Origin of the sequence: Flavobacterium psychrotolerans (assembly GCF_003097635.1) — a bacterium.
In the GTDB taxonomy this organism is placed as follows: domain Bacteria; phylum Bacteroidota; class Bacteroidia; order Flavobacteriales; family Flavobacteriaceae; genus Flavobacterium; species Flavobacterium psychrotolerans.
In genome coordinates this window covers 1-20,538 of the sequence record NZ_QCZI01000007.1, presented here as the reverse complement: position 1 = coordinate 20,538, position 20,538 = coordinate 1, and the positions used below count along the sequence as shown (strand labels likewise).

Sequence of the window (20,538 nt, the reverse complement as noted above, 5' to 3'; positions counted from 1 at the left end):
TTTACTTATTATTTTCCATCACATAGTTTAATACCTTGGTCATTAAATGCACTCGATCTTTACCAGTAACATTGTGTTTGTGCATGGGATATGGAAAAAAATCTACTTGTTTTCCTGCTTCAATAAATTTTTTGACAAGAGAAAAATTGTTTTGCATTACGACAACATCATCACTTGTTCCGTGAATTAAGAGTAGTTTTCCTTTTAAATCTTTTGCATAGTTTAATGTACTGGCTTCCTCAAACCCTTTTAGATTTTCGTCAGGTGTATCCATGTAGCGTTCTCCATACATGATTTCATAGTACTTCCAGTCGGTCACAGGTCCGCCGGCAACACCTACTTTAAATACATCGGGTCTGCGCAATAGCATAGAGGTTGTCATGAATCCTCCAAAACTCCAACCGTGAACTGCAAGGCGATTGCCATCAACATAAGGCAATGATTTTAAATAGGCTACTCCTCTCATTTGATCGTCAATTTCGTTTACGCCAAGCCTTCCGTGAATTACACTTTCAAAGGCAAATCCCCGATTATCGGAACCTCGATTGTCTACCGTGAAAACCAAATAACCTTGTTCTGCCAACCAATACATCCAAAGATTTGCTCCGTCCAAATAGGAGTTCGTAATCATTTGTGCATGAGGTCCTCCATATACATAGACTAAAACGGGGTATTTTTGGGTAGAATCGAAATTACTGGGTTTAATTAAACGCGTGTATAAATCGGTGACACCGTCAGCGGCTTTAATGGTTTTTATTTCAGATGTTCCCATTTCATAACCGTCGTATTTGTTTTTGCTTACCAATAATGGAGTTGCTTTTAAATTGTTATTGTACAATACCGATTTTGATGGCGTGGAATGATTTGAAAATTCATCAAAAAACCAATCTCCATCTGCAGAAACTGTTACATTGTGAATCCCAGCATCTTTAGTAAGTAAAGTTTGTTTGCCTTTTAAAGTTACTTTGTAGGCCAACATATTCATTGGGTTTTCTCCGGTAGCAGAAAAGTAAATTTCGGTTCCGAGTAGATTACTTCCCAAAATTTCTTTTGCAGGGAATTTATTGGACGTCAATTGTTTGATTAATTTTCCTTCAATAGAATAATGGTACAAGTTATTGAAACCGTCTTGTTCGCTTATCCAAACAAAGTTATTGGATTTGTTATTTGGAAAATAGGCAGGATGTTCCGGTTCTACCCAATTATCATTTTTCTCGTTTAAAAGTGTCCGAACAAATTTGCCAGATACCGCATCATACAAATTCAGATGCATGTCATTTTGTTTCCGATTTAATTCGGCAATGACAACAAATTTTTCGTCGGGTGTCCATGACAAATTAGTTAAATAATCATCGGAGTTTCCGCTTGGAGTAATAAAAACCGTTTTTTGTGTAGCTAAGTTATAAATTCCAATTCTTGGTTTTTCGCTTTTTTGACCCACCATAGGATATTTAATACTTTCTAATTTTCCGGAAGTTTCGGTAATGTCCAGTAAAGGATAATCGGCCACTTCAGTTTGATCTTTTTGATAGAAGGCTAAAAAGTTCGATTTGCGAGACCAAAAAATCCCGTTTTTTATCCCGAATTCATTTCTGGCGAAAAATTGACCGGAAACAATTGCTTCGTTAGATTCAGAAGTAATGGCAATTTTATCTTTATTCTTTTTTAAGATAAAGAGATTGTTTTTTTCGGTAAAAGCAATGTTTTCTTTTGCGGTGTCAAAAGTCTGATTCTCAGCGATATCGGTAAATTCTGCAATTTCTTTTCCTATTTTGGTTTGAATGTTATACTCAAAGTATTTGGTTCCGCTAGTAATGATGAAAGTATTAGCATCTTTCCAGTCTATTTCATTGAATTTTTTTAAGTCACTTCCAATGGCTTTGTTCAAATCAGAAAGGGGTAATAATTCCTCTGCTTTTGAATCTGTGGTTGTGGCGGTCATGAGCTTTTTTCCGTTTTCTGCTAAATAAATATATTTGTGAGTGTTTGGAATCCATTGAAACCCCAGTAATTTATCGGCTTTATATTGACGATTTTGCTGTAAAACAGCTTCTTCAAGTGTCAGTTTTTTGGCTTGACCGAAAGTGGCAATTGAGATAAAGCAACTTAAAATAAAAACAGAAAATTTATTCATGTGGTATTTTTGATGTGAAACGAAAATATTTAAAAAAGGATAATGACTATAGACTTTATTTGTCGATTATCATTATCCTTTGTAATTAAAAAAATAAAATTAAATTATTCCTTGCTCATTTTCTTTGTCTAAATATTCCTGGACAATATCAATGGCGTTGGTTACTACGTCACTTAAAGCAACGATAAAAGTGCCGTTTTCTGCACTATTTATGGCATGTTTTATGGCTTCCGTTTCTTTAGGAATAATTTCATAAGTCACGATTTTTCCAGAACTGACAATTCCTTCCAGTATTAAATTAATGATTTCTTCTTCGGTTCTTCCGCGAAGGTACTTTTCCTGACGAATGATAATGTGGTCAAACATCCGTGCAGCAATTTTTGCACATTCTTTGATATCCGAATCGCGACGATCACCGACTCCCGCAATTATTCCAATTTTTTTATTGGCTTCCACGCTTAGTAAAAAATCTTCTATCCCAAGATAGCCTGTTGCATTGTGAGCAAAATCAATTAATACTTTGAATTTCTTGAATTCAAAGATATTCATACGGCCTGGAGTTTGTGCAGCACTAGGAATAAAGGTTTGTAGTGACAAACTAATATCCTCGGTCTTGAACCCCCATAAATAGCTCGCTAGTGTCGCTGCAAGTACATTAGAAATCATGAATTTAGCTTTTCCACCAAGTGTTAAAGGGACATGAGTGGCGCGTTCTATACGGATTTTCCATTCTCCCTTTTTGATGGTGATGAATCCGTTTTCATAAACGGCAACTATTTTTCCTTGTTTGCAAAGTTCTTTTACAAATGGATTTTCTTCATCCATACTAAAATAAGCTACGTTGCAATTTAACTCTTTCCCAATTTTTATACAATGGGTATCTTCAGCATTTAAGATTGCCCAGCCATCCTTTTTGATGCTTTTTACTACTGTAGCTTTTACACGAGCTAAATCGTCGAGGGTATGTATGTCACTTAACCCTAAATGGTCTTCTTGAATGTTGGTAATTATTCCAATATCACAGCGACTAAAACCCAAACCCGAGCGAAGAATTCCTCCTCGAGCCGTTTCAAGAATAGCGAATTCTACTGTGGGATCTTTTAAGATATACTCAGCCGAAATGGGGCCAGTGGTATCTCCTTTTTCCAACATGTGATTTTGAACATATATCCCATCCGAAGTGGTAAAGCCAACTTTATACCCGTTATTTTTTACAATGTGGGCCAAAAGTCTTGTAGTGGTTGTTTTTCCGTTGGTTCCCGTTACCGCAATGATGGGGATTCGACTTGGTTTTCCTGGGGGATATAACATATCTATTACCGGAGAAGCTACATTTCTTGGCAATCCTTCAGAAGGAGCCAAGTGCATGCGAAAACCCGGAGCAGCGTTAACTTCTAGTATGCAACCACCGTTTTCTTTTAAGGGTTGGGTCAAATTTTCGGCCATAATATCTACGCCACAAATGTCTAGACCAATAACTCTTGAAATTCTTTCAGCAAGGAAAATATTCTCAGGATGCATCATATCCGTTACGTCTACAGATGTTCCTCCAGTGCTTAAATTAGCGGTAGATTTTAAATATACAATTTCATCTATTTTTGGAATGGTGTCTAATGTGTATTCTAGTTTATCCAATAAATCCAAAGTGTCTCTATCAACATCAATTTGGGTCAAGACATTTTCATGTCCATATCCACGTCTCGGATCCAGATTAGTGGTATCGATTAACTGTTGAATGCTGTCTTTCCCATTCCCAATTATGTGAGCGGGAACCCTTTTCGCGGCTGCCACCAGTTTATTGTCTATCACTAATACTCGAAAGTCAAAACCCGTTATGAATTTTTCTACAATAATTTTGTGACTGTATTTTTTTGCATAAACTAAGCCTTCAACGGCATCTTCCCAATTTATTACATTTATAGAAGCGCCTTTCCCATGATTTCCGTCAAGTGGTTTTAGCACTATAGGGTAGCCAATTTTTTTTATGGTCTCGGCCAAGTCTTCTTCGTCAACACAAATCCCACCACTGGCAACCGGGATTGATGCGTTGTCGAGCATTTTCTTAGTGAGTTCTTTATTACAGGCAATGTCTACGGCAATGCTACTGGTTTTGCAAGTGATAGTAGCCTGAAAGCGCATTTGATTCACACCATAACCCAATTGAACTAACGAATTCGTGCCCATACGAATCCAAGGAATATCCCTTGCAACCGCCTCTTCCACGATACTTCCGGTACTTGGCCCTAGACGAACTCGTTCGCGTATTTCTCTCATTTTTTGAATATCACCTTCAATATCATATTCGGTTCCGGAAATTAATGCCTCAGCAATGGCAACCGAACTTTCCGCTGCAAATAGACCTACATTTTCTTCGGTGTAACTAAAAACGACATTATAAATCCCGGAAGTTTTGGTTTCGCGAGTTCTGCCAAATCCAGTTTCCATTCCTGCTAAAGTTTGAATTTCGAGTGCAATGTGTTCAATGACGTGCCCCATCCAAGTGCCTCGTTCAATACGGGAAAAGAACCCGCCTCGGCAACCTTCAGAACAGCGATGCTCAATCATGGTAGGGAACATGGCCTCTATTCTCTCCTTAAATCCTTCTATTTTATTAGTGGGAAATTGTTCCATTTCCTCCAAATCCAATCGCATTTGGATTAGTTTTTTTCTTTGAACGCTCCAAATGTTTGGACCACGAAGTGCTTGTATTTTTAGTATTTTCATTAATGCTATTTTTTCTCTGATTTTGTTAAATGTAAGGAGTTTTTGCTTTCAAAGTTTTTTTTTAAACGGGTTTAACAAAAATTATTTGACTTTACTGGTTTTTATGTAAAGAAAATAAGGAATTAAAATTACAAGTTCTTCTGAAAAAAAATAATTTTCAGATTAGAATAAATCAATTAAATTTTAGAATAGCTCCACAAAGCAGGTGTCATTTGTGGGGTACAAACAAAGATGAAGTCGAAATCAGTAAGTGTGGTTCAGCAAATATCAAAAGTTTTACTTCAAAAATGAAATTTGGGTTGCTTTATTTCAATTTTTGGTTATTTTTACCAAATGAATATACGTGGAAAATTAATCATCATTGGCGGAGCAGTAGATAAAGGAAGTTTTACTGAAACCGATTTAGATAAAAATGCTGTAAAAAACTTGAATTTTTTTGAAGCAGGAATTCTAAAACGAATTATTGACGAATCGAAGCATAAAGAGGAATCCCGAATTGAAATTATTACTACAGCTTCAAAAATCCCAAGAGAGATTGGGCCAGAATATGTAAAGGCATTGAACTATCTTGGTGCCAAAAATGTAGATGTTTTACATATTGAAAAACGGGAACAGGCAATGGATCCTGAAGTTTTAGAGCGGTTGAAAACTGCCGATGTAGTAATGTTTACTGGTGGTGACCAATTGCGATTGACTTCCATTTTAGGAGGGACTCCTTTTCATGACATTATATTAGATAAATATAAAAAAGAGGATTTCATTTATGCGGGTACTTCTGCCGGGGCTGCTGCGGCATCTAATAACATGATTTATCAAGGAAGTAGCTCAGAGGCATTGTTGAAGGGTGAAGTAAAAATAACGAGTGGTTTAGGTCTGATTGATGGCGTAATTATTGACACGCATTTTGTGCAACGCGGCAGAATTGGCAGGTTGTTTCAAACGGTTGTGGGAAATCCAAAAGTATTAGGAATTGGACTGGGAGAAGATACGGGTTTATTAATCACAAATAATCAGATGGAAGCTATTGGCTCTGGATTGGTGATTTTGGTTGATGGGAGGGAGATAAAAGATACCAATTTGACTCAAATAGAATTAGGCCAGCCCATTTCAATTAACCACCTTGTAACTCATGTCATGAGTAAATTTGATACTTTCAATTTAGATACTTTTAAAATGCACATTCAGTCTTCGCAATATGTTTAGATAATTAAATATTTAGACTTCTTTAATTATAAGGATGCCTAAAAAAATAAATAGGTCTAGAAATTTAAAATCCAATACACTAAGATGTCTAAAATTATTATTCACGGCGGATTTTTTTCGGAATCATCAACTAATCATGAAACAAAAGTAGCTAAGCAAGAAGCGTTAGTTCATATTGTGAAGGAATCGTACGTGTATTTAAAAACCCATTCGGCTATAGAAACGGTAGTTTTTGCAGTTTCGCTTTTGGAAGATGACGAATTATTTAATGCTGGTATTGGTTCACAAATTCAAAGTGACGGAAAAATCAGGATGAGTGCTGCAATTATGGATGGGACAACCCAGAAAATGAGTGGAGTTATAAATATAGAATCGGTAAAGAACCCCATTCAGGTTGCGGAATTGTTGATGCAATATGACGACAGAGTTCTGGGAGGGAGTGGAGCAACAAATTTTGCAAGACAACATGGTTTTGAGAAGTTTTCTACAGAAATTCCACAACGTCGAGCCGAATATGAAGCAAAATTAGTTGCTACCGGTACAGGAACTGTTGGTTGTGTGGCCTTGGATAAAGAAGGGAAAATTGCTGTTGCAACATCAACAGGAGGAAAAGGATTTGAAATGCCCGGTAGAATCTCTGATTCGGCTACAGTTGCAGGAAATTTTGCAAATGAATTTTGTGGTGTAAGTTTAACAGGAGTTGGTGAAGATATTGTAAGTAATGCCACTGCGGCCAAAATAGTAACTCGAGTAACGGATGGATTTCCGATTAAAAAAGCTTTTGAAAAAACGTTCAACGAATTAAAATTTTACGATGGTTTTGCCGGTGCCATTGCTATAGATAAGAAAGGAAATATGTTTCATCAAGATTCACATCCCAGTATGGTTTTTGCGAGTTTTGACGGAGAAAATTTCGAAGTTTTCAGTTGATTTTCAGAATCTCATTTAAGTAAATTTTTATATTATAAACCTGATAAATTTTTTAAAATTTGTCGGGTTTTCTTTTTAGAATAATACTTGTTCCTTTATTGTCTGAAGCTTATAACCTTCATTATGTTGTAGAAGGAGAATTATTATTTTAAACTGATTATGCAAATGTGAAAAGCCTGAAAAATGATTTTTATCATGCCTTGCATTATTTTTATACTGTTAATTTGCAGTGAATTTTTATTTAAAATTGTTTAATTAAATCCATACACCATGTTTAGAAACGCATTAAAAATATTTGTAATTTTGTTTCCTCTGCTTGTTTTAGGACAAGTCCATTCTGAAAAAGAGATTAAGAATCAGACGCAGTCTTGGTTCAGTTTGAATAATAATTTGAAATTTAATGATCATTGGTCTTTACTGGCCGATTTCCATATCAGAAGAAATAATTTTGTCAGTGATGACAGTTTTTATTTCGTAAGAGGAGGGCTTAGTTATATGCCAAATTCCAAAGTGTCATTTGCATTAGGATACGGTCATATGTGGGTTGCTCCCTCAAAACCGGAATGGAATACTTTTTCTGATGAAAACCGGATTTATCAACAGACTCAGCTAAGCACTAAAATAGGAGAAGTGGGTATTTTGCAAAGAATACGGAATGAACAACGATGGCAAGAAAAAATTGTGAATGACGAACCAACTGGTATTAATCGATTTACCGATAGGGTTCGTTATCTTTTAAGTGTAAACATTCCTGTTTTTAAGAAAAAAAACATGCCATCATTAGTGATAGCAGACGAGATTCTGATTCATTTTGGGAAGGAAGTTGTGTTTAATACTCTTGATCAGAACCGAATTTTCATTGGAATCAAACAAGCTATAAATCCGAAACTTAGTTTTGATTTTGGATATATGAATGTCTATCAGCAAAAATATTCGGGGTATCAATATGATTCGAATCATACTTTAAGGCTGTTCTTTTATTACAATAATAGCATCAAATCATTAACGCATTTTGGAAATCACGAATCAGGAGATTAGTGTTTTTTTATTGTTGAAAACAAAAAACCCATTCAATAGTGAATGGGTTTTTCTATAAGTAAGTAATCTAAATCTTGTTGATAAAACGTTTATTTTACTTTATTAAGTATTGCTTTGAAAGCTACTGGGTGATTCATGGCTAAATCTGCAAGAACTTTACGGTTCAATTCGATGTTATTCTTTTTGATTTTTCCCATTAGTTGTGAATAAGACATTCCTTCTAATCTAGCTCCAGCGTTGATACGTTGAATCCATAAAGCACGGAAATTTCTTTTGTTCACTTTTCTGTCACGGTAAGCATAGCACATTGCTTTCTCAACCGCATTTTTAGCAACTGTCCAAACGTTTTTACGACGACCAAAGAAACCTTTGGCTTGCTTCATTATCTTTTTTCTTCTTGCTCTTTTAGCAACTGAATTTACTGATCTTGGCATAATTTTTCTGATTTTTTGTAGCAGGCGTCCCGAATTGAATCAAGAGAACTTAAGGCCATACTCCAAGGTTATTGAAATTGTTTTAACCTAAAGAATTATTTTTTGGTAATTGACAATTGTAATTGTCGATTAGATAATTCTTAATTGTTGTTTGATGCTTTTTTCATCTGTTTTGTGAACTAGCGCTGAGTGTGTCAAAGCTAATTTACGTTTTTTAGATTTCTTGGTCAAAATGTGACTTTTGAAAGCATGCTTTCTTTTAATTTTTCCAGAACCAGTAACTTTAAATCGTTTCTTGGCGCTAGATTTGGTTTTCATTTTAGGCATTTTTTCCTAGTGTTTTAATTTATTCTTACTTACTTATCTTTTAGTTTAAAGTTTGAAAGTCTAAAGTTTGAAAGTCTAAAGTTTGAAAGTCAGTTGCTGACTTTTTACTTTACGACTTACGACTTTATGACTTACTTCTTTTTCTTCGGAGCAATGAACATAATCATTCTCTTTCCTTCCAATACGGGCATCGCTTCTACTTTTCCAAACTCTTCAAGATCTGTGGCCAATCTCAACAATAAAATTTGACCTTGATCTTTATAGATGATAGACCGTCCTTTAAAGAATACAAAAGCTTTCAATTTTGATCCGTCTTTCAGGAATTTCTCTGCATTTTTTCTTTTAAATTCATAATCATGCTCGTCTGTTTGTGGACCAAAACGAATTTCCTTCACTACAATTTGAGTAGATTTTGCTTTAAGTTCTTTTTCGCGCTTTTTTTGCATGTAAACGAACTTTTTATAGTCCATTATTTTACAAACGGGCGGTTCTGCATTTGGAGAAATCTCAACAAGATCCAATTCGAACTGGTCTGCCAATCGTAAAGCTTCGGCTGTTTTATATACACCGGGCTCTATATTTTCTCCTACAAGACGTACTTCAGGAACACGAATAAGATTATTTATTCTATGTGCATCTTTTTTTTCTACTCGAGGTTGGTAACCTCTATTGCTTCTTATTGCTATGGCTTTATAATTTAAGTTAAACTGTAAATACTTTTAGTGTTTTGCTTATTTCTTCGTTTACAATTGCGGCAAATTCTTCAATTGTAACGCTAACATTGCCTTTTCCTTCTTGTCCATGACGACGGATAGAAATGGTTCCGTTTTTCTCTTCTTCCTCTCCTACAATCAGCATAAACGGCATTTTCTGCATTTCTGCATCTCTAATTTTCTTCCCGATTGTCTCGTTTCGGTTGTCAATGAGGGCGCGAATTTCGTGATTTTCTAGCAGACTTAAAACTTTTTTTGCATATATTTCATATTTCTCGCTCAAAGACAATATAATAGCCTGTTCTGGCATCAGCCAAAGCGGGAATTTTCCTGCCGTGTGTTCTATTAAAATAGCAATAAAACGCTCCATCGACCCAAAAGGAGCTCTATGGATCATGACAGGTGTATGCAATTGATCGTCAGAACCTTTGTAAGTCAATTCAAAACGTTCTGGCAGGTTGTAATCTACCTGAATAGTTCCTAATTGCCATTGTCTGCCAAGGGCATCTTTGACCATGAAATCTAATTTCGGACCATAGAAAGCGGCCTCACCATAAGCCACAACTGTTTTGAGTCCTTTGTCGGCGGCGGCATTGATAATCGCATTTTCCGCTTTCTCCCAATTCTCGTCGCTACCTATGTATTTTTCTCTGTTTTCTTGGTCACGTAACGAAATTTGAGCGGTGAAATTTTCAAATCCAAGGGAACCAAATACATACAAAACCAAATCAATTACGTTTTTAAACTCTTGATCCAATTGGTCTGGCGTGCAAAAAATATGGGCATCATCTTGAGTAAATCCACGAACACGAGTCAAACCGTGCAATTCACCACTTTGTTCATATCTGTAAACGGTACCAAATTCAGCATAACGCTTCGGCAAATCTTTGTAGGACCAAGGTCTTACATTATATATTTCACAGTGATGCGGGCAGTTCATCGGTTTCAGCAAAAATTCTTCTCCTTCTGCGGGAGTATTTATGGGTTGAAAACTATCCGCTCCGTATTTTGCATAATGTCCAGAAGTCACGTACAGTTCTTTTTGTCCGATATGTGGCGTAACCACTTGTTCGTAACCCGCTTTTTTCTGTGCTTTTTTCAAAAACTGCTCCAGTCTGTCACGCAAAGCAGCTCCCTTCGGTAACCACAGCGGCAAACCTTGACCCACTTTTGCTGAAAAAGCAAACAATTCCAGTTCCTTTCCCAGTTTTCTATGGTCTCTGCGTTTGGCCTCTTCCAGCAATTCCAAGTATTCTGTTAAATCCTTTTGTTTTGGGAATGACGTTCCGTAAACTCGTGTTAGTTGTTTGTTTTTTTCGTTTCCTCTCCAATAAGCACCTGCAATGCTCATGATTTTCATGGCCTTGATGATTCCAGTGTTTGGGATATGACCGCCACGACACAAATCGGTAAAAGTGGCGTGATCGCAAAATGTAATCGTTCCGTCTTCAAGATTTGTAATTAATTCCGTTTTATATTCATTGTCTTTATACATTTCCAAAGCATCGGCTTTAGAAACAGGGTGCAATTTAAATTCGTGTTTTTCTCTTGAAATTTCTAAAACACGATCTTCAATTTTCTTGAAATCAGCTTCTGTAATTTTAGCATCACTAAAATCGACATCATAATAGAATCCGTTTTCAATTGCTGGACCTAATGTTAGTTTCAAGCCTGGGTACATTTCTTCTAAAACCTGAGCCATTACGTGTGAAGTTGAATGCCAAAATGCTTTTTTGCCTTCCTTGTCATTCCAAGTATACAAAATAAGAGAACCATCTGTCGTCAAAGGGGTTGCTGTTTCAATTGTTGTACCGTCAAAAGAGGCAGATATGACATTTCTTGCCAATCCTTCACTAATGCTTTTAGCAACATCCATTGGAGTTAATCCTTTTGCAAACTCTTTAACTGACCCATCGGGTAAAGTAATCTTAATCATCTTTCGTATTTTGTGACCGCAAATATAAGGATTAGAAAAAAACATACAATATATATATGTATGGTAATTCAAATAATTTCTAACAGATAAGTATTCTGTAATTTTATTGAGTCACTTGGCGCTATCTTTTTCAAATCGAATTCACTTAATCGGTGTATAAATTGAAGTTTAGTAATGGGAGTAAGAGAAAATACTTTTTTGAATTATGAAAATTCAAGAACTTCAGGTGGATTATTAAATCGAAAAAGGCCATTTCAAATAAAGAAATGACCTTTTGTAAATGTTTTAAAGTCGGAATATTTTGCTTTTACTAGAGAATAGTGTTCTAGTAAAAAGACATAAGAGATGGAGAATCATAGCTTCATTTGTGTTTATGTTGAATAAAAGTGATACTCTTTTTAGGAAATTAACTCATATGTTCATCTGCAATACTCAAAGCCTGAGAAATGATAGCTAAGCCTTCGTCTATTTCTTTTTCATTAACACACAATGGAGGAGCAATAAATATGTACCCCCAACGAACGAAAGTGTATAAGCCTAATTCTCTCACTTTTGCAGCAATTAGATTGGTAACTTTCAAATCGTCTCCACTTGCATTATACGGAGCAATAAGTTCTCCGGTAGTTTTGTTTTTTAAAATATCCAAACATCCTAAAAGTCCGGTGTTTCTAAAAGCGCCCATGCTTGGATGTTTGCTTCTCATGGCTTCTATTTTGGATTCCAGATAAGCGCTCATCTTTCGAGTATTTTCTATTAACTTGTCGCTTTCATAAATGTTTATTACCGCTAATGCTGCCGCTAATGCTACTGGATGTGCATTATAGGTCAATCCAATCATCATAGGAGTACTTTCAAACTTAGCAGCAATTTTATCAGATACCATTAAACATCCCAATGGTAAGTATGAGGAGGTTAATCCTTTTGCCATACATACCATGTCTGGAATAATATCGTGATTTTCAAATCCGAACCATTTTCCAGTTCTACCAAATCCGCTCATTACTTCATCGGCAATAAATAGAATACCATATTTTTCACAAAGTACTTTGATTCCTTTTAAATATCCTTTTGGATAATGTAAACATCCAGAAGAACCACTTTCGCCTTCAAAAATAAAGGCAGCTATATTAGTTTTACCTTCAAAATGAATTATTCTTTCTACATATTCTAGGCTCAAACTCAATTTAGTGTCTTCGTCCAAATCTTTCATTCCAAAGAAATAGTACGGATCGTCTAAATGAAGCGCGTTAGGCATTTGTTGCGAATCGTTAGCTAATTTTCTCGGATCTCCGCCTACGGTCATACCGCCTATTGAGCCACCGTGAAAAGCTCTATATCTTCCAATGATTTTGTGTCTTCCGGTATATAAACGGGCTAATTTGATGGCATTGTCTACAGAAGAAGTTCCGCACAAAGTATAAAATGCTTTATTTAAGTCACCTGGACATATTTCTGCCAATTTGCGTGATAATTTGGCTCTGATTTCTGTCGTACAAGTAGGGGTAACAAAACTCACTTTTTGCATTTGTTCCACTACGGCATTGGTTACACGTTGATCTCCATGCCCAATATTTACTGACATTAATCCAGAAGAAAAATCGATGATTCTTTTGCCATCAATTTCATATAAATAAACACCTTCGGCTCTTTCTATAGCAATTGGATTTACGCTTGCTTGTGCAGACCATGAGAATAAGCTAAATTCTTTACTGTCCGCTATTATTTGTTCTTTTGTCATTTCTGTGTTCTTAAATTTTCTGCTTTAATTATAAAATTTATTTTTTAACTCATCCAATTTGTTCCCGCTTCTGGATTCCATTTGGTGGTTGTTTTCTTTTCTTTAGTAAAAAACACAATGGAACTTTTTCCAGTGATATCACCCGAACCAAATCGGGATTCATTCCATCCGCCAAAACCAAATGGTTCTCTTGGTACAGGAACTCCAATGTTTACTCCACACATTCCAGCCGAAGCATTTTCGGATACATAATTAGCCAATCCACCACTTTGTGTAAATACGGAACAGGCATTTCCATAAGGATTTGCATTTTCAATAGCCAAAGCTTCATCAATAGTTTTTACGCGAACAATGGCAAGAACTGGTCCGAAAATCTCTTCTTTAGCAACACGCATATCGGCGGTGGCATAATCTATAATAGTTGGACCTACATAAAAACCATTTTCTTTCCCTGGAACAGTAGTATTTCTTCCGTCCAAAATAATTTTAGCTCCTTGCTGTTCGGCTTCTGTAATATAGGTTTCAATTCTTTCTTTGGCAGCTTTTGAAATTACGGCTCCTAAAGTTGTGCCGCATTTTATTTTAAGTGCATCTCCTATTAATTTATCAAGAATAGCGTCGCAATTTCCTACTGCAATCAAAGTTGCGGCAGCCATACAGCGTTGGCCGGCACATCCGCTCATCGATGCAACAATATTTGAAGAAGCCATATCGGGATGTGCATCCGGTAATAAAATAATGTGGTTTTTTGCTCCGCCAAGTGCTAAAACTTGTTTCAAATTTTGGCTGGCTCTTTGATATACAATTTTGGCCACTTTGGTGGAACCTACAAAAGTTATGGCTTTAATGTCGGGATGGTCACATAGGTTTTCAACAGTAGATTGAGTTCCATTGATAATATTGAATAGTCCGTCAGGAAGTCCCGCTTCTTTTAATAATTTTGCAATATATTGGCTACTTATTGGTACTGATTCTGATGGCTTTAAAATCATGGCATTTCCCAATGCAATTGCATTTACAACGGTCCAATGAGGAACCATACTTGGGAAATTGAAAGGGACAATGGAGGCTACAACTCCTAAAGGATGTTTTGTTGAAGAACAATAAACTCCTTTACTCACTTCCATATTTTCGCCATTCACAAATTGAGGTAGGGAACAGGCAAACTCGGTAAGTTCAATGGCTTTGTCTATTTCTGCTTTTGCTTCGCCATGAATTTTTCCGTTTTCAAGGTATATGATTTCGGTTAGTTCAGCGCTATTTTTTTCTAATAATTGTTTGTATTTATAGAAAACTTGTGCTCTTTCTTTTATGGTAACTTTTTGCCATGCCTTTTGTGCCTTTTGTGCAAAATTCACAATCTCATTCAAATCGTCTATTGTAGATTCCTTGAAGGTAGTTAATTCTCCACCATCCAAAGGAGAAATTACAGTATGTGTTTTACTAGAACTTCCGGATTTAAACTCTCCGTTTATAAAATTTTTTACTTCGTTAAATATCATAATTACGTTTTTTTATTTTTCAAATATAATGTATTTTGCAAAAATAGTAATAATATTTTTTTGTTTGCCCTGATTATATTGTTAAATTTATAAAATACTGACATATTTATTAGTTTATCTGCAATTTTAAATATTTGTATTATGAAGAGCGAGTTAGTTAGATAAAAAATGAATAAACTAAAAAAAGCAAGTTGTCAGTTTTACTATTAATTTGTAGAGTATTGTTGTCTCGCAATCCAGATAAATAGCTTCTATAACTAAAGGGATTTTATAAATGTCATTATTATTTGAAATGATATGGATGGCTTTTCATTATTTTTTCATATAATCTTGAAACCAAGAAAAGCAAAATTTATATGGTTTTTTAAAATTTAATTTTTTTCAGATTGTTTTTATTGTAAGGTAATACTTATATAATTTATTTCTATTGAATTGGGTGTAATATCAGATTGCCATTTTTTTTAAAATAAAATAAGAAAGTGCCATTTTTTTTTAGGGATATTTCACTTAAAATGTAAAAATTTATACTTTTTTATATAAAAAAAAGGGGGGTTTGTCAAAATTAATTATGTTTGCGGAGTGAAAAAAAATAATTGTTTTCATGAGTATTAAAATATTGCAAACTAAAATTATTAATTAAAACAAAAACTGAACATGAAAAAAACGGTACTTATTTTAGCTTTAATGCTAACAGCAAGCATGACATTTGCACAAGATGCAGCGGTAACACCATCAGCTACTACATTTGCGGGGTCTGCAGATATGTATTACAAAGTAGATTTTTCTCAACAACAAGGTAATGGTAAAACAAGTTTTACCAATTCCCATAATTCATTTGAATTAGGGATGGCTTCTATCGAAGCATCACATAAATCAGGTAAAGCTTCTGTTTTCGTAGATTTAGGATTTGGTAAGCGAGCAAAAGATTTTTCATATAATGATGGAGCAAATACATTTATGATTAAACAATTGACTTTTGCGTATGACATTAGTAGTAGTTTTAAAGTTACAATGGGAACTTTTGGAACACATATTGGTTACGAACTATTAGATGCTGTTGATAATAAAAATTACAGTATGTCCTATGCGTTTACTAATGGCCCATTCTTTAACACAGGTGTAAAAGCGCAATATACTAAAGGTAAATTTAGTTTTATGGCGGGTGTTACAAATCCTACCGATTTTAAAACGGCAATTGAAGCTGGATCTACACAAAAAACTTTTATAGGTCAGGTTGCTTATGTTGGGGATACTGAAAGTTTGTACTTTAATGTAACAACGGGTAGTACCAATCCAAACTTAGGTTTGCCAAGTTCGTTGAAAAACAAAACCCAATTTGATGTGGTGGCCTCTAAAAAACTGGATGCAAAATTATCTTTAGGTTTTAATGGTACTTATGCAATCGTTAACGATGATGTTGACAGTTCTTTAGATGGGAAATGGTTTGCATTGGTAGGTTATGCCAGTTATGTTGTAAAAGAAGATATTAATTTAGCATACAGATTAGAATATTTTAGTGATAAAGATAAAGTTGTTTATGGTGTTGACGGTCTTGGTGTAATAGCTAATACCTTGTCTTTGAACTATAAAGTTGGAAACTTAACAATTATTCCTGAGTTAAGAGTTGACACGACATCAAAAGATTTTTTCACAAATCATTCGGGTAACCCAACAGGTCTAAATGCTTTTGCTTTACTAGCAACAACATATACTTTCTAACTAGAAATAACAGTAAAAAAGCGCCATTCAAATTTTTGAATGGCACTTTTTTTATAGGCAATATTCAAGAAAAGAGCTCCGAATCAAAATAGATTTGGGGCTCTTTTTTTACATTTTTACGGCGCAAATAATTTTATGGATATTCATAATTTAATTTAGAAACGCTTAGTTTTCTTATAATTAAAGTTAGACGGGATTCTCAATATTCTTGATAAACGCATCATATTCCAAATAAAATAGTTCTATAGCACTCATCTTTTCGTTGAAAAAAATGAAAATTTCATTCCAACAGTTGCGATTGCTCACGGTAATGCCAAGTTGTTCCACCCAAATTCGGCTAATCGTTTTTCCGTTTTCCAAGGTACATTTTTTCTCGAAAACTAAATTAGGAATGAATTCATCTTCTAGAATGTTCTTTAAGGCGACAAGTTTTTCAAAGTACAACTCTCTTTTTTCCTCATTTCTATGTTCTATGTCAATGCTTACTTGGGCCTTGGTATTGTCTACAAAAAACTTAAAAGAAAAATCTTTAATCTTCGTATCGTACAATATCCATTTTCTAGGATATTTTTCAGAAAAAGTGATCCAGAATTCTTGTTTTAATTTTTGATTTTCTTGTTTGGAATACATGCTTTAATAATTTTTTAATCTGGATTCGCTCAAATTCCTTCAGATTTTTTGAGTTTATTTTTGAAATAATTTAGATTTTTCTATTTTAAACATCTGAATTTGATTGTATTTATGTAAATTCGTATAGGAACCAATCTCTAAATATTTTTAGATTGTAAAAATAAGCATTGATTATGGATTTTCAGGACTTTCTTAATTGTATTCCCAAAATTGTTACAGAACCCCTTCTTGCTGATTTGGCACACCAAATAATGGAGCCACCCGAACGTAAAGCCTTGATGAATAACTTCGATGTTGTAAGTGAAAATCCTAGGAAAGCAGCAGTGATGATGTTATTTTATCCGAAAAATATTAAAACACACTTGGTTTTGATTGTCAGAAATTCGTATCCCGGTGTTCATTCTTCACAAATTGCTTTTCCCGGTGGAAAAGTGGAGCTTGAAGATCTTTCTATCGAACATGCTGCTTTGCGCGAAACAGAAGAGGAAATTGGGGTTTCAGTTAACAAAATCAACGTTATTAAGGCCTTTACTCAGGTGTACATTCCTCCTAGTAATTTTATGGTTTTCCCGTTTTTGGGTTATAGCACCGAAGAGCTCATTTTTAATCCCGATCCTACTGAAGTTTCTGGAATAATCGAACTTTCGATTGTAGATTTCTTAGATGAGAATGCCATCGTAAACAAAACCATGAGCACTTCTTATGCTAAAGACATTCAAGTTCCAGCTTTTAAAATTCAGGAACATTATGTTTGGGGAGCCACCGCAATGATATTGAGCGAGTTGAAAGAAACCTTGAAAAAAATCTTATAAACTGTAAAAAATTGTAAGTTTGTCACTCATGTTTTTTAATTAATTATGGGATTGTTTAAGAGAAACCCTTTCGGGCATATATTATTTGTGAAAAAATGGTTGATCCGTATTTTTGCAGTCCTAACGCACAAACGGTATAGAGGTTTTAACGAATTGCAGATAGAAGGTTCTGAAATTATCAAGAATCTTCCGGATACCAACGTACTTTTTATATCAAATCATCAAACCTATTTTGCAGATGTCACCGCAATGTTTCACGTTTTTAATGCTAGTTTAAGTGGTCGTCAAGACACAATTAAAAATGTTGGATATATTTGGCAACCTAAAATGAATATCTATTATGTTGCCGCAAAAGAAACCATGGAACGTGGAATACTACCCAGAATTTTAGCTTATGTTGGCGCCATAACTGTAGAAAGAACTTGGAGAGCCAAAGGTAAAGATGTTGCCGAAAAGCGAGATGTAAACCCAAATGATACAGAAAACATAAAAATTGCTTTGAATGACGGCTGGGTAATTACATTTCCTCAAGGAACTACTAAATCTTTTAAACCCGTTCGAAAAGGAACAGCTCATATCATTAAACAGCACAAGCCTCTCGTGGTTCCAATAGTAATTGATGGTTTTCGACGTTCTTTTGATAAAAAAGGACTTCGCATGAAGAAAAAAGGAATCCTGCAAACATTCACAATAAAAGAACCATTACGTATTGATTATGAGAACGATACGATAGAGCAAATCGTTGAGAAAATTGAATACGCCATTGAGCAACATTCTTCTTTCTTAAAAGTGATTCCAGTTGAAGAATTAGAAGCCCAAGAAGAATTAAACCGATTGCGGAAATGGTAAGATTAAATCGGAAATAATTTAAATTTTTTGAAACAATTTAAAGTCGTTTTCGTCTCGATTTTATCAATAAAAGTTAAGGGAAGTTATAAATCTATTTTTTCCAATTCGCTATAATTTGCATAAAGCTTTTTTAGTAAAATGCCATAAAGTAATTTGTAAAACAACCAGAACAAACCAATTATTACTCCAATAAACAGTGCAGAAATCCCCGTGCTAATAATTATAAAAAGTATTTTGTGTCCCTTTGAATTTGCCTTTTCCATCATTGAAATTATTTCCGGATTATGATAAAATAATAATACAATAGAAATAATGATGCTTATCGCAGCCATGGTAAGATTGTACCAAATGTAATTCCGGACGGTCTTTTTCGTTTTCAATATGTTCTCCATCAGTTGATGCGTAGAATCGGTAGTGGAAATGGTCTTGTAGTTTTTATAAAAAACAGCTATAAATGCTATAATAATCAAGTAGTTTACACAGTTTATGGCAAACATCATCTTCTCGATGCCGTATTCATGGAGCTTATTCTGATAGCCATCGTCCGTTAATAATAAAGTTATGACACTCCAAAAAATAAATTCTAAAACACTAATTATCAATATCCACCTCACAACTGAAGATGATTTTTTATGCAACATCTTATAAATTTCCATTTCTGAAATGGGTGTAAAAGAATTTTCATTCTTCTGCCAATCTTTTTTCAATAAATCCAGCTCTTCCATAATCCTTAAGGATTTAATATTTTTTTCAACTTCCCTTTAATTCTATTCATTTTCACTCGCGCATTTACTTCACTAATACCCAGGGTTTCCGATATTTCCGCATAATCTTTGTCTTCAAGATACATAAAGACCAACGCTTTTTCAATGTCATTCAGTTGATAAACCGCCTGGTACATTAATTTTATTCGATCTTCCTCCTCAAAATTATAATCTTCCTGACTAATAAAAAACTGGTGTTTTTCATAATCCACCGTCATTACTGATCGGGTATTTTTCCGATACAAGGTGATAGCCGTATTTAAGGCCACACGATAGGCCCAAGTCGAAAACTTGCTGTCGCCACGAAACTTTGGAAATGCCTTCCACAATTGGATCGTAATTTCTTGAAACAAATCCTTGTGGGCATCATCACCAACGGTATATAGCCTACAAATTTTGTGGATTATATTCTGATTGTCTTTAAGTTGCTTTACAAAAGATAGTTCTAAATCCTTACTCATAATTTCATTAGTAATCTAAGACTCGATTTCGTTACAAAATACGACATTTTTTAGAAGTCCTGTTTACTATAAATTATTTACAATGCAATCGGGTGCGTAAATCTTCAGCATTCCAATTGAATATTGTACTTGAATCTATTTTAAATCATAAAAAAGTTACCTTAATATATAGCTATATTTTTACCAGGATTCAGCGCGTCATACAGAAGGTTGTTTTCAAATGAAAAGCATTATAAATGAACTTAATGCAGCATCTCATGCTTATTGGATAATAAATCCCCACTGTTCATTTTATTATCAGGAGCTATTTCCCGCTTTTCGTTACAATCTTTCCCACGCTAAAAAGCGATGTGAAAGGATTTCCACTGCAATCGGGGCTATGGCATCTGGATAAAACAAGCACTTTTCTATAAAAACCATAAAAGAGTTTCATTTATCATTTAAGGAATCCCAAAGCTAAGGTTTCTGCAAAAAACAGATCGCCAGCAGCTTACGTGCCTTTTAAAAAAAACTTTCAAAAAAAGGGCTAAAAAGATTTGGAAAGCTAAAAATACTAACTACTTTTGCACCCGCATTGAAGCAGACGTTCTACCTTATTTATTGAAAATCGCGAGTTTATTTGGG

Annotated in this window: 17 protein-coding genes; 6 read left to right on the top strand and 11 right to left on the bottom strand. The window is 34.7% G+C overall.

Going from position 1 to position 20,538, the window contains the following annotated elements; genetic code table 11:
- Position 1: 1 nt before the first annotated feature.
- Together DB895_RS06960 and cphA are read right to left on the bottom strand one after the other, a co-directional pair.
- The gene (locus DB895_RS06960) at positions 2–2,134 is read right to left on the bottom strand and encodes a S9 family peptidase (RefSeq protein WP_116724648.1); all 2,133 of its coding nucleotides are present in this window, start codon (positions 2,132–2,134) and stop codon (positions 2–4) included.
- 99 nt (positions 2,135–2,233) lie between these two features.
- Entirely contained in the window at positions 2,234–4,858 is a 2,625-nt protein-coding gene (gene cphA / locus DB895_RS06955; RefSeq protein ID WP_116724647.1) for a cyanophycin synthetase, read from the bottom strand.
- A gap of 333 nt (positions 4,859–5,191) precedes the next feature.
- Between cphA and DB895_RS06950 the strand changes: the two genes are divergently transcribed.
- From DB895_RS06950 to DB895_RS06940, 3 genes are all read left to right on the top strand, one after another.
- Positions 5,192–6,061: a cyanophycinase gene (locus tag DB895_RS06950; RefSeq protein WP_116724646.1), complete on the top strand. Its 870-nt coding sequence runs from the start codon at positions 5,192–5,194 to the stop codon at positions 6,059–6,061.
- A gap of 84 nt (positions 6,062–6,145) precedes the next feature.
- Positions 6,146–6,991: an isoaspartyl peptidase/L-asparaginase gene (locus DB895_RS06945; RefSeq protein WP_116724645.1), complete on the top strand. Its 846-nt coding sequence runs from the start codon at positions 6,146–6,148 to the stop codon at positions 6,989–6,991.
- Between the two features lie 270 nt (positions 6,992–7,261).
- Positions 7,262–8,029, top strand: coding sequence for a DUF2490 domain-containing protein (locus DB895_RS06940; protein ID WP_116724644.1), 768 nt, complete (start codon positions 7,262–7,264; stop codon positions 8,027–8,029).
- 89 nt (positions 8,030–8,118) lie between these two features.
- On the opposite strand, the gene rplT is transcribed toward DB895_RS06940, so the two are convergent.
- The 6 genes from rplT to DB895_RS06910 all read right to left on the bottom strand — a co-directional run bounded on the left by rplT (position 8,119) and on the right by DB895_RS06910 (position 14,679).
- Positions 8,119–8,463, bottom strand: coding sequence for a 50S ribosomal protein L20 (rplT, locus tag DB895_RS06935; RefSeq protein WP_116724643.1), 345 nt, complete (start codon positions 8,461–8,463; stop codon positions 8,119–8,121).
- A gap of 129 nt (positions 8,464–8,592) precedes the next feature.
- Positions 8,593–8,790, bottom strand: a complete 198-nt coding sequence (rpmI, locus tag DB895_RS06930; RefSeq protein WP_011921545.1) for a 50S ribosomal protein L35 — start codon at positions 8,788–8,790, stop codon at positions 8,593–8,595.
- 131 nt (positions 8,791–8,921) lie between these two features.
- Positions 8,922–9,476 (bottom strand): translation initiation factor IF-3, encoded by a 555-nt coding sequence (infC, locus tag DB895_RS06925; RefSeq protein WP_394336329.1) that lies wholly within the window; start codon positions 9,474–9,476, stop codon positions 8,922–8,924.
- A 16-nt stretch (positions 9,477–9,492) separates the two neighbouring features.
- On the bottom strand, positions 9,493–11,439 hold the full coding sequence (thrS, locus tag DB895_RS06920; protein WP_116724641.1) for a threonine--tRNA ligase: 1,947 nt from the start codon (positions 11,437–11,439) through the stop codon (positions 9,493–9,495).
- A gap of 406 nt (positions 11,440–11,845) precedes the next feature.
- Positions 11,846–13,177: an aminotransferase class III-fold pyridoxal phosphate-dependent enzyme gene (locus tag DB895_RS06915; RefSeq protein ID WP_116724640.1), complete on the bottom strand. Its 1,332-nt coding sequence runs from the start codon at positions 13,175–13,177 to the stop codon at positions 11,846–11,848.
- A gap of 44 nt (positions 13,178–13,221) precedes the next feature.
- Positions 13,222–14,679, bottom strand: coding sequence for a CoA-acylating methylmalonate-semialdehyde dehydrogenase (locus tag DB895_RS06910; RefSeq protein WP_116724639.1), 1,458 nt, complete (start codon positions 14,677–14,679; stop codon positions 13,222–13,224).
- 654 nt (positions 14,680–15,333) lie between these two features.
- Here DB895_RS06910 and DB895_RS06905 point away from each other — a divergent pair.
- A complete protein-coding gene (locus DB895_RS06905) occupies positions 15,334–16,398 on the top strand; it encodes an outer membrane beta-barrel protein (RefSeq protein WP_116724638.1) in 1,065 nt (354 codons plus the stop codon).
- 186 nt (positions 16,399–16,584) lie between these two features.
- Here DB895_RS06905 and DB895_RS06900 read toward each other — a convergent pair whose 3' ends face one another.
- Complete coding sequence (locus tag DB895_RS06900; RefSeq protein ID WP_116724637.1) at positions 16,585–17,028, bottom strand: DUF4268 domain-containing protein; 444 nt, start codon at positions 17,026–17,028, stop codon at positions 16,585–16,587.
- 173 nt (positions 17,029–17,201) lie between these two features.
- Between DB895_RS06900 and DB895_RS06895 the strand changes: the two genes are divergently transcribed.
- Both DB895_RS06895 and DB895_RS06890 read left to right on the top strand, forming a co-directional pair.
- Entirely contained in the window at positions 17,202–17,840 is a 639-nt protein-coding gene (locus tag DB895_RS06895) for an NUDIX hydrolase (protein ID WP_116724636.1), read from the top strand.
- A 45-nt stretch (positions 17,841–17,885) separates the two neighbouring features.
- Positions 17,886–18,689, top strand: a complete 804-nt coding sequence (locus DB895_RS06890; protein ID WP_116724635.1) for a lysophospholipid acyltransferase family protein — start codon at positions 17,886–17,888, stop codon at positions 18,687–18,689.
- A gap of 83 nt (positions 18,690–18,772) precedes the next feature.
- Here DB895_RS06890 and DB895_RS06885 read toward each other — a convergent pair whose 3' ends face one another.
- Both DB895_RS06885 and DB895_RS06880 read right to left on the bottom strand, forming a co-directional pair.
- Positions 18,773–19,414, bottom strand: a complete 642-nt coding sequence (locus DB895_RS06885) for a hypothetical protein (protein ID WP_116724634.1) — start codon at positions 19,412–19,414, stop codon at positions 18,773–18,775.
- Positions 19,415–19,419: 5 nt separating this feature from the next.
- Positions 19,420–19,914, bottom strand: a complete 495-nt coding sequence (locus tag DB895_RS06880; protein ID WP_116724633.1) for an RNA polymerase sigma factor — start codon at positions 19,912–19,914, stop codon at positions 19,420–19,422.
- Positions 19,915–20,538: the final 624 nt, after the last annotated feature.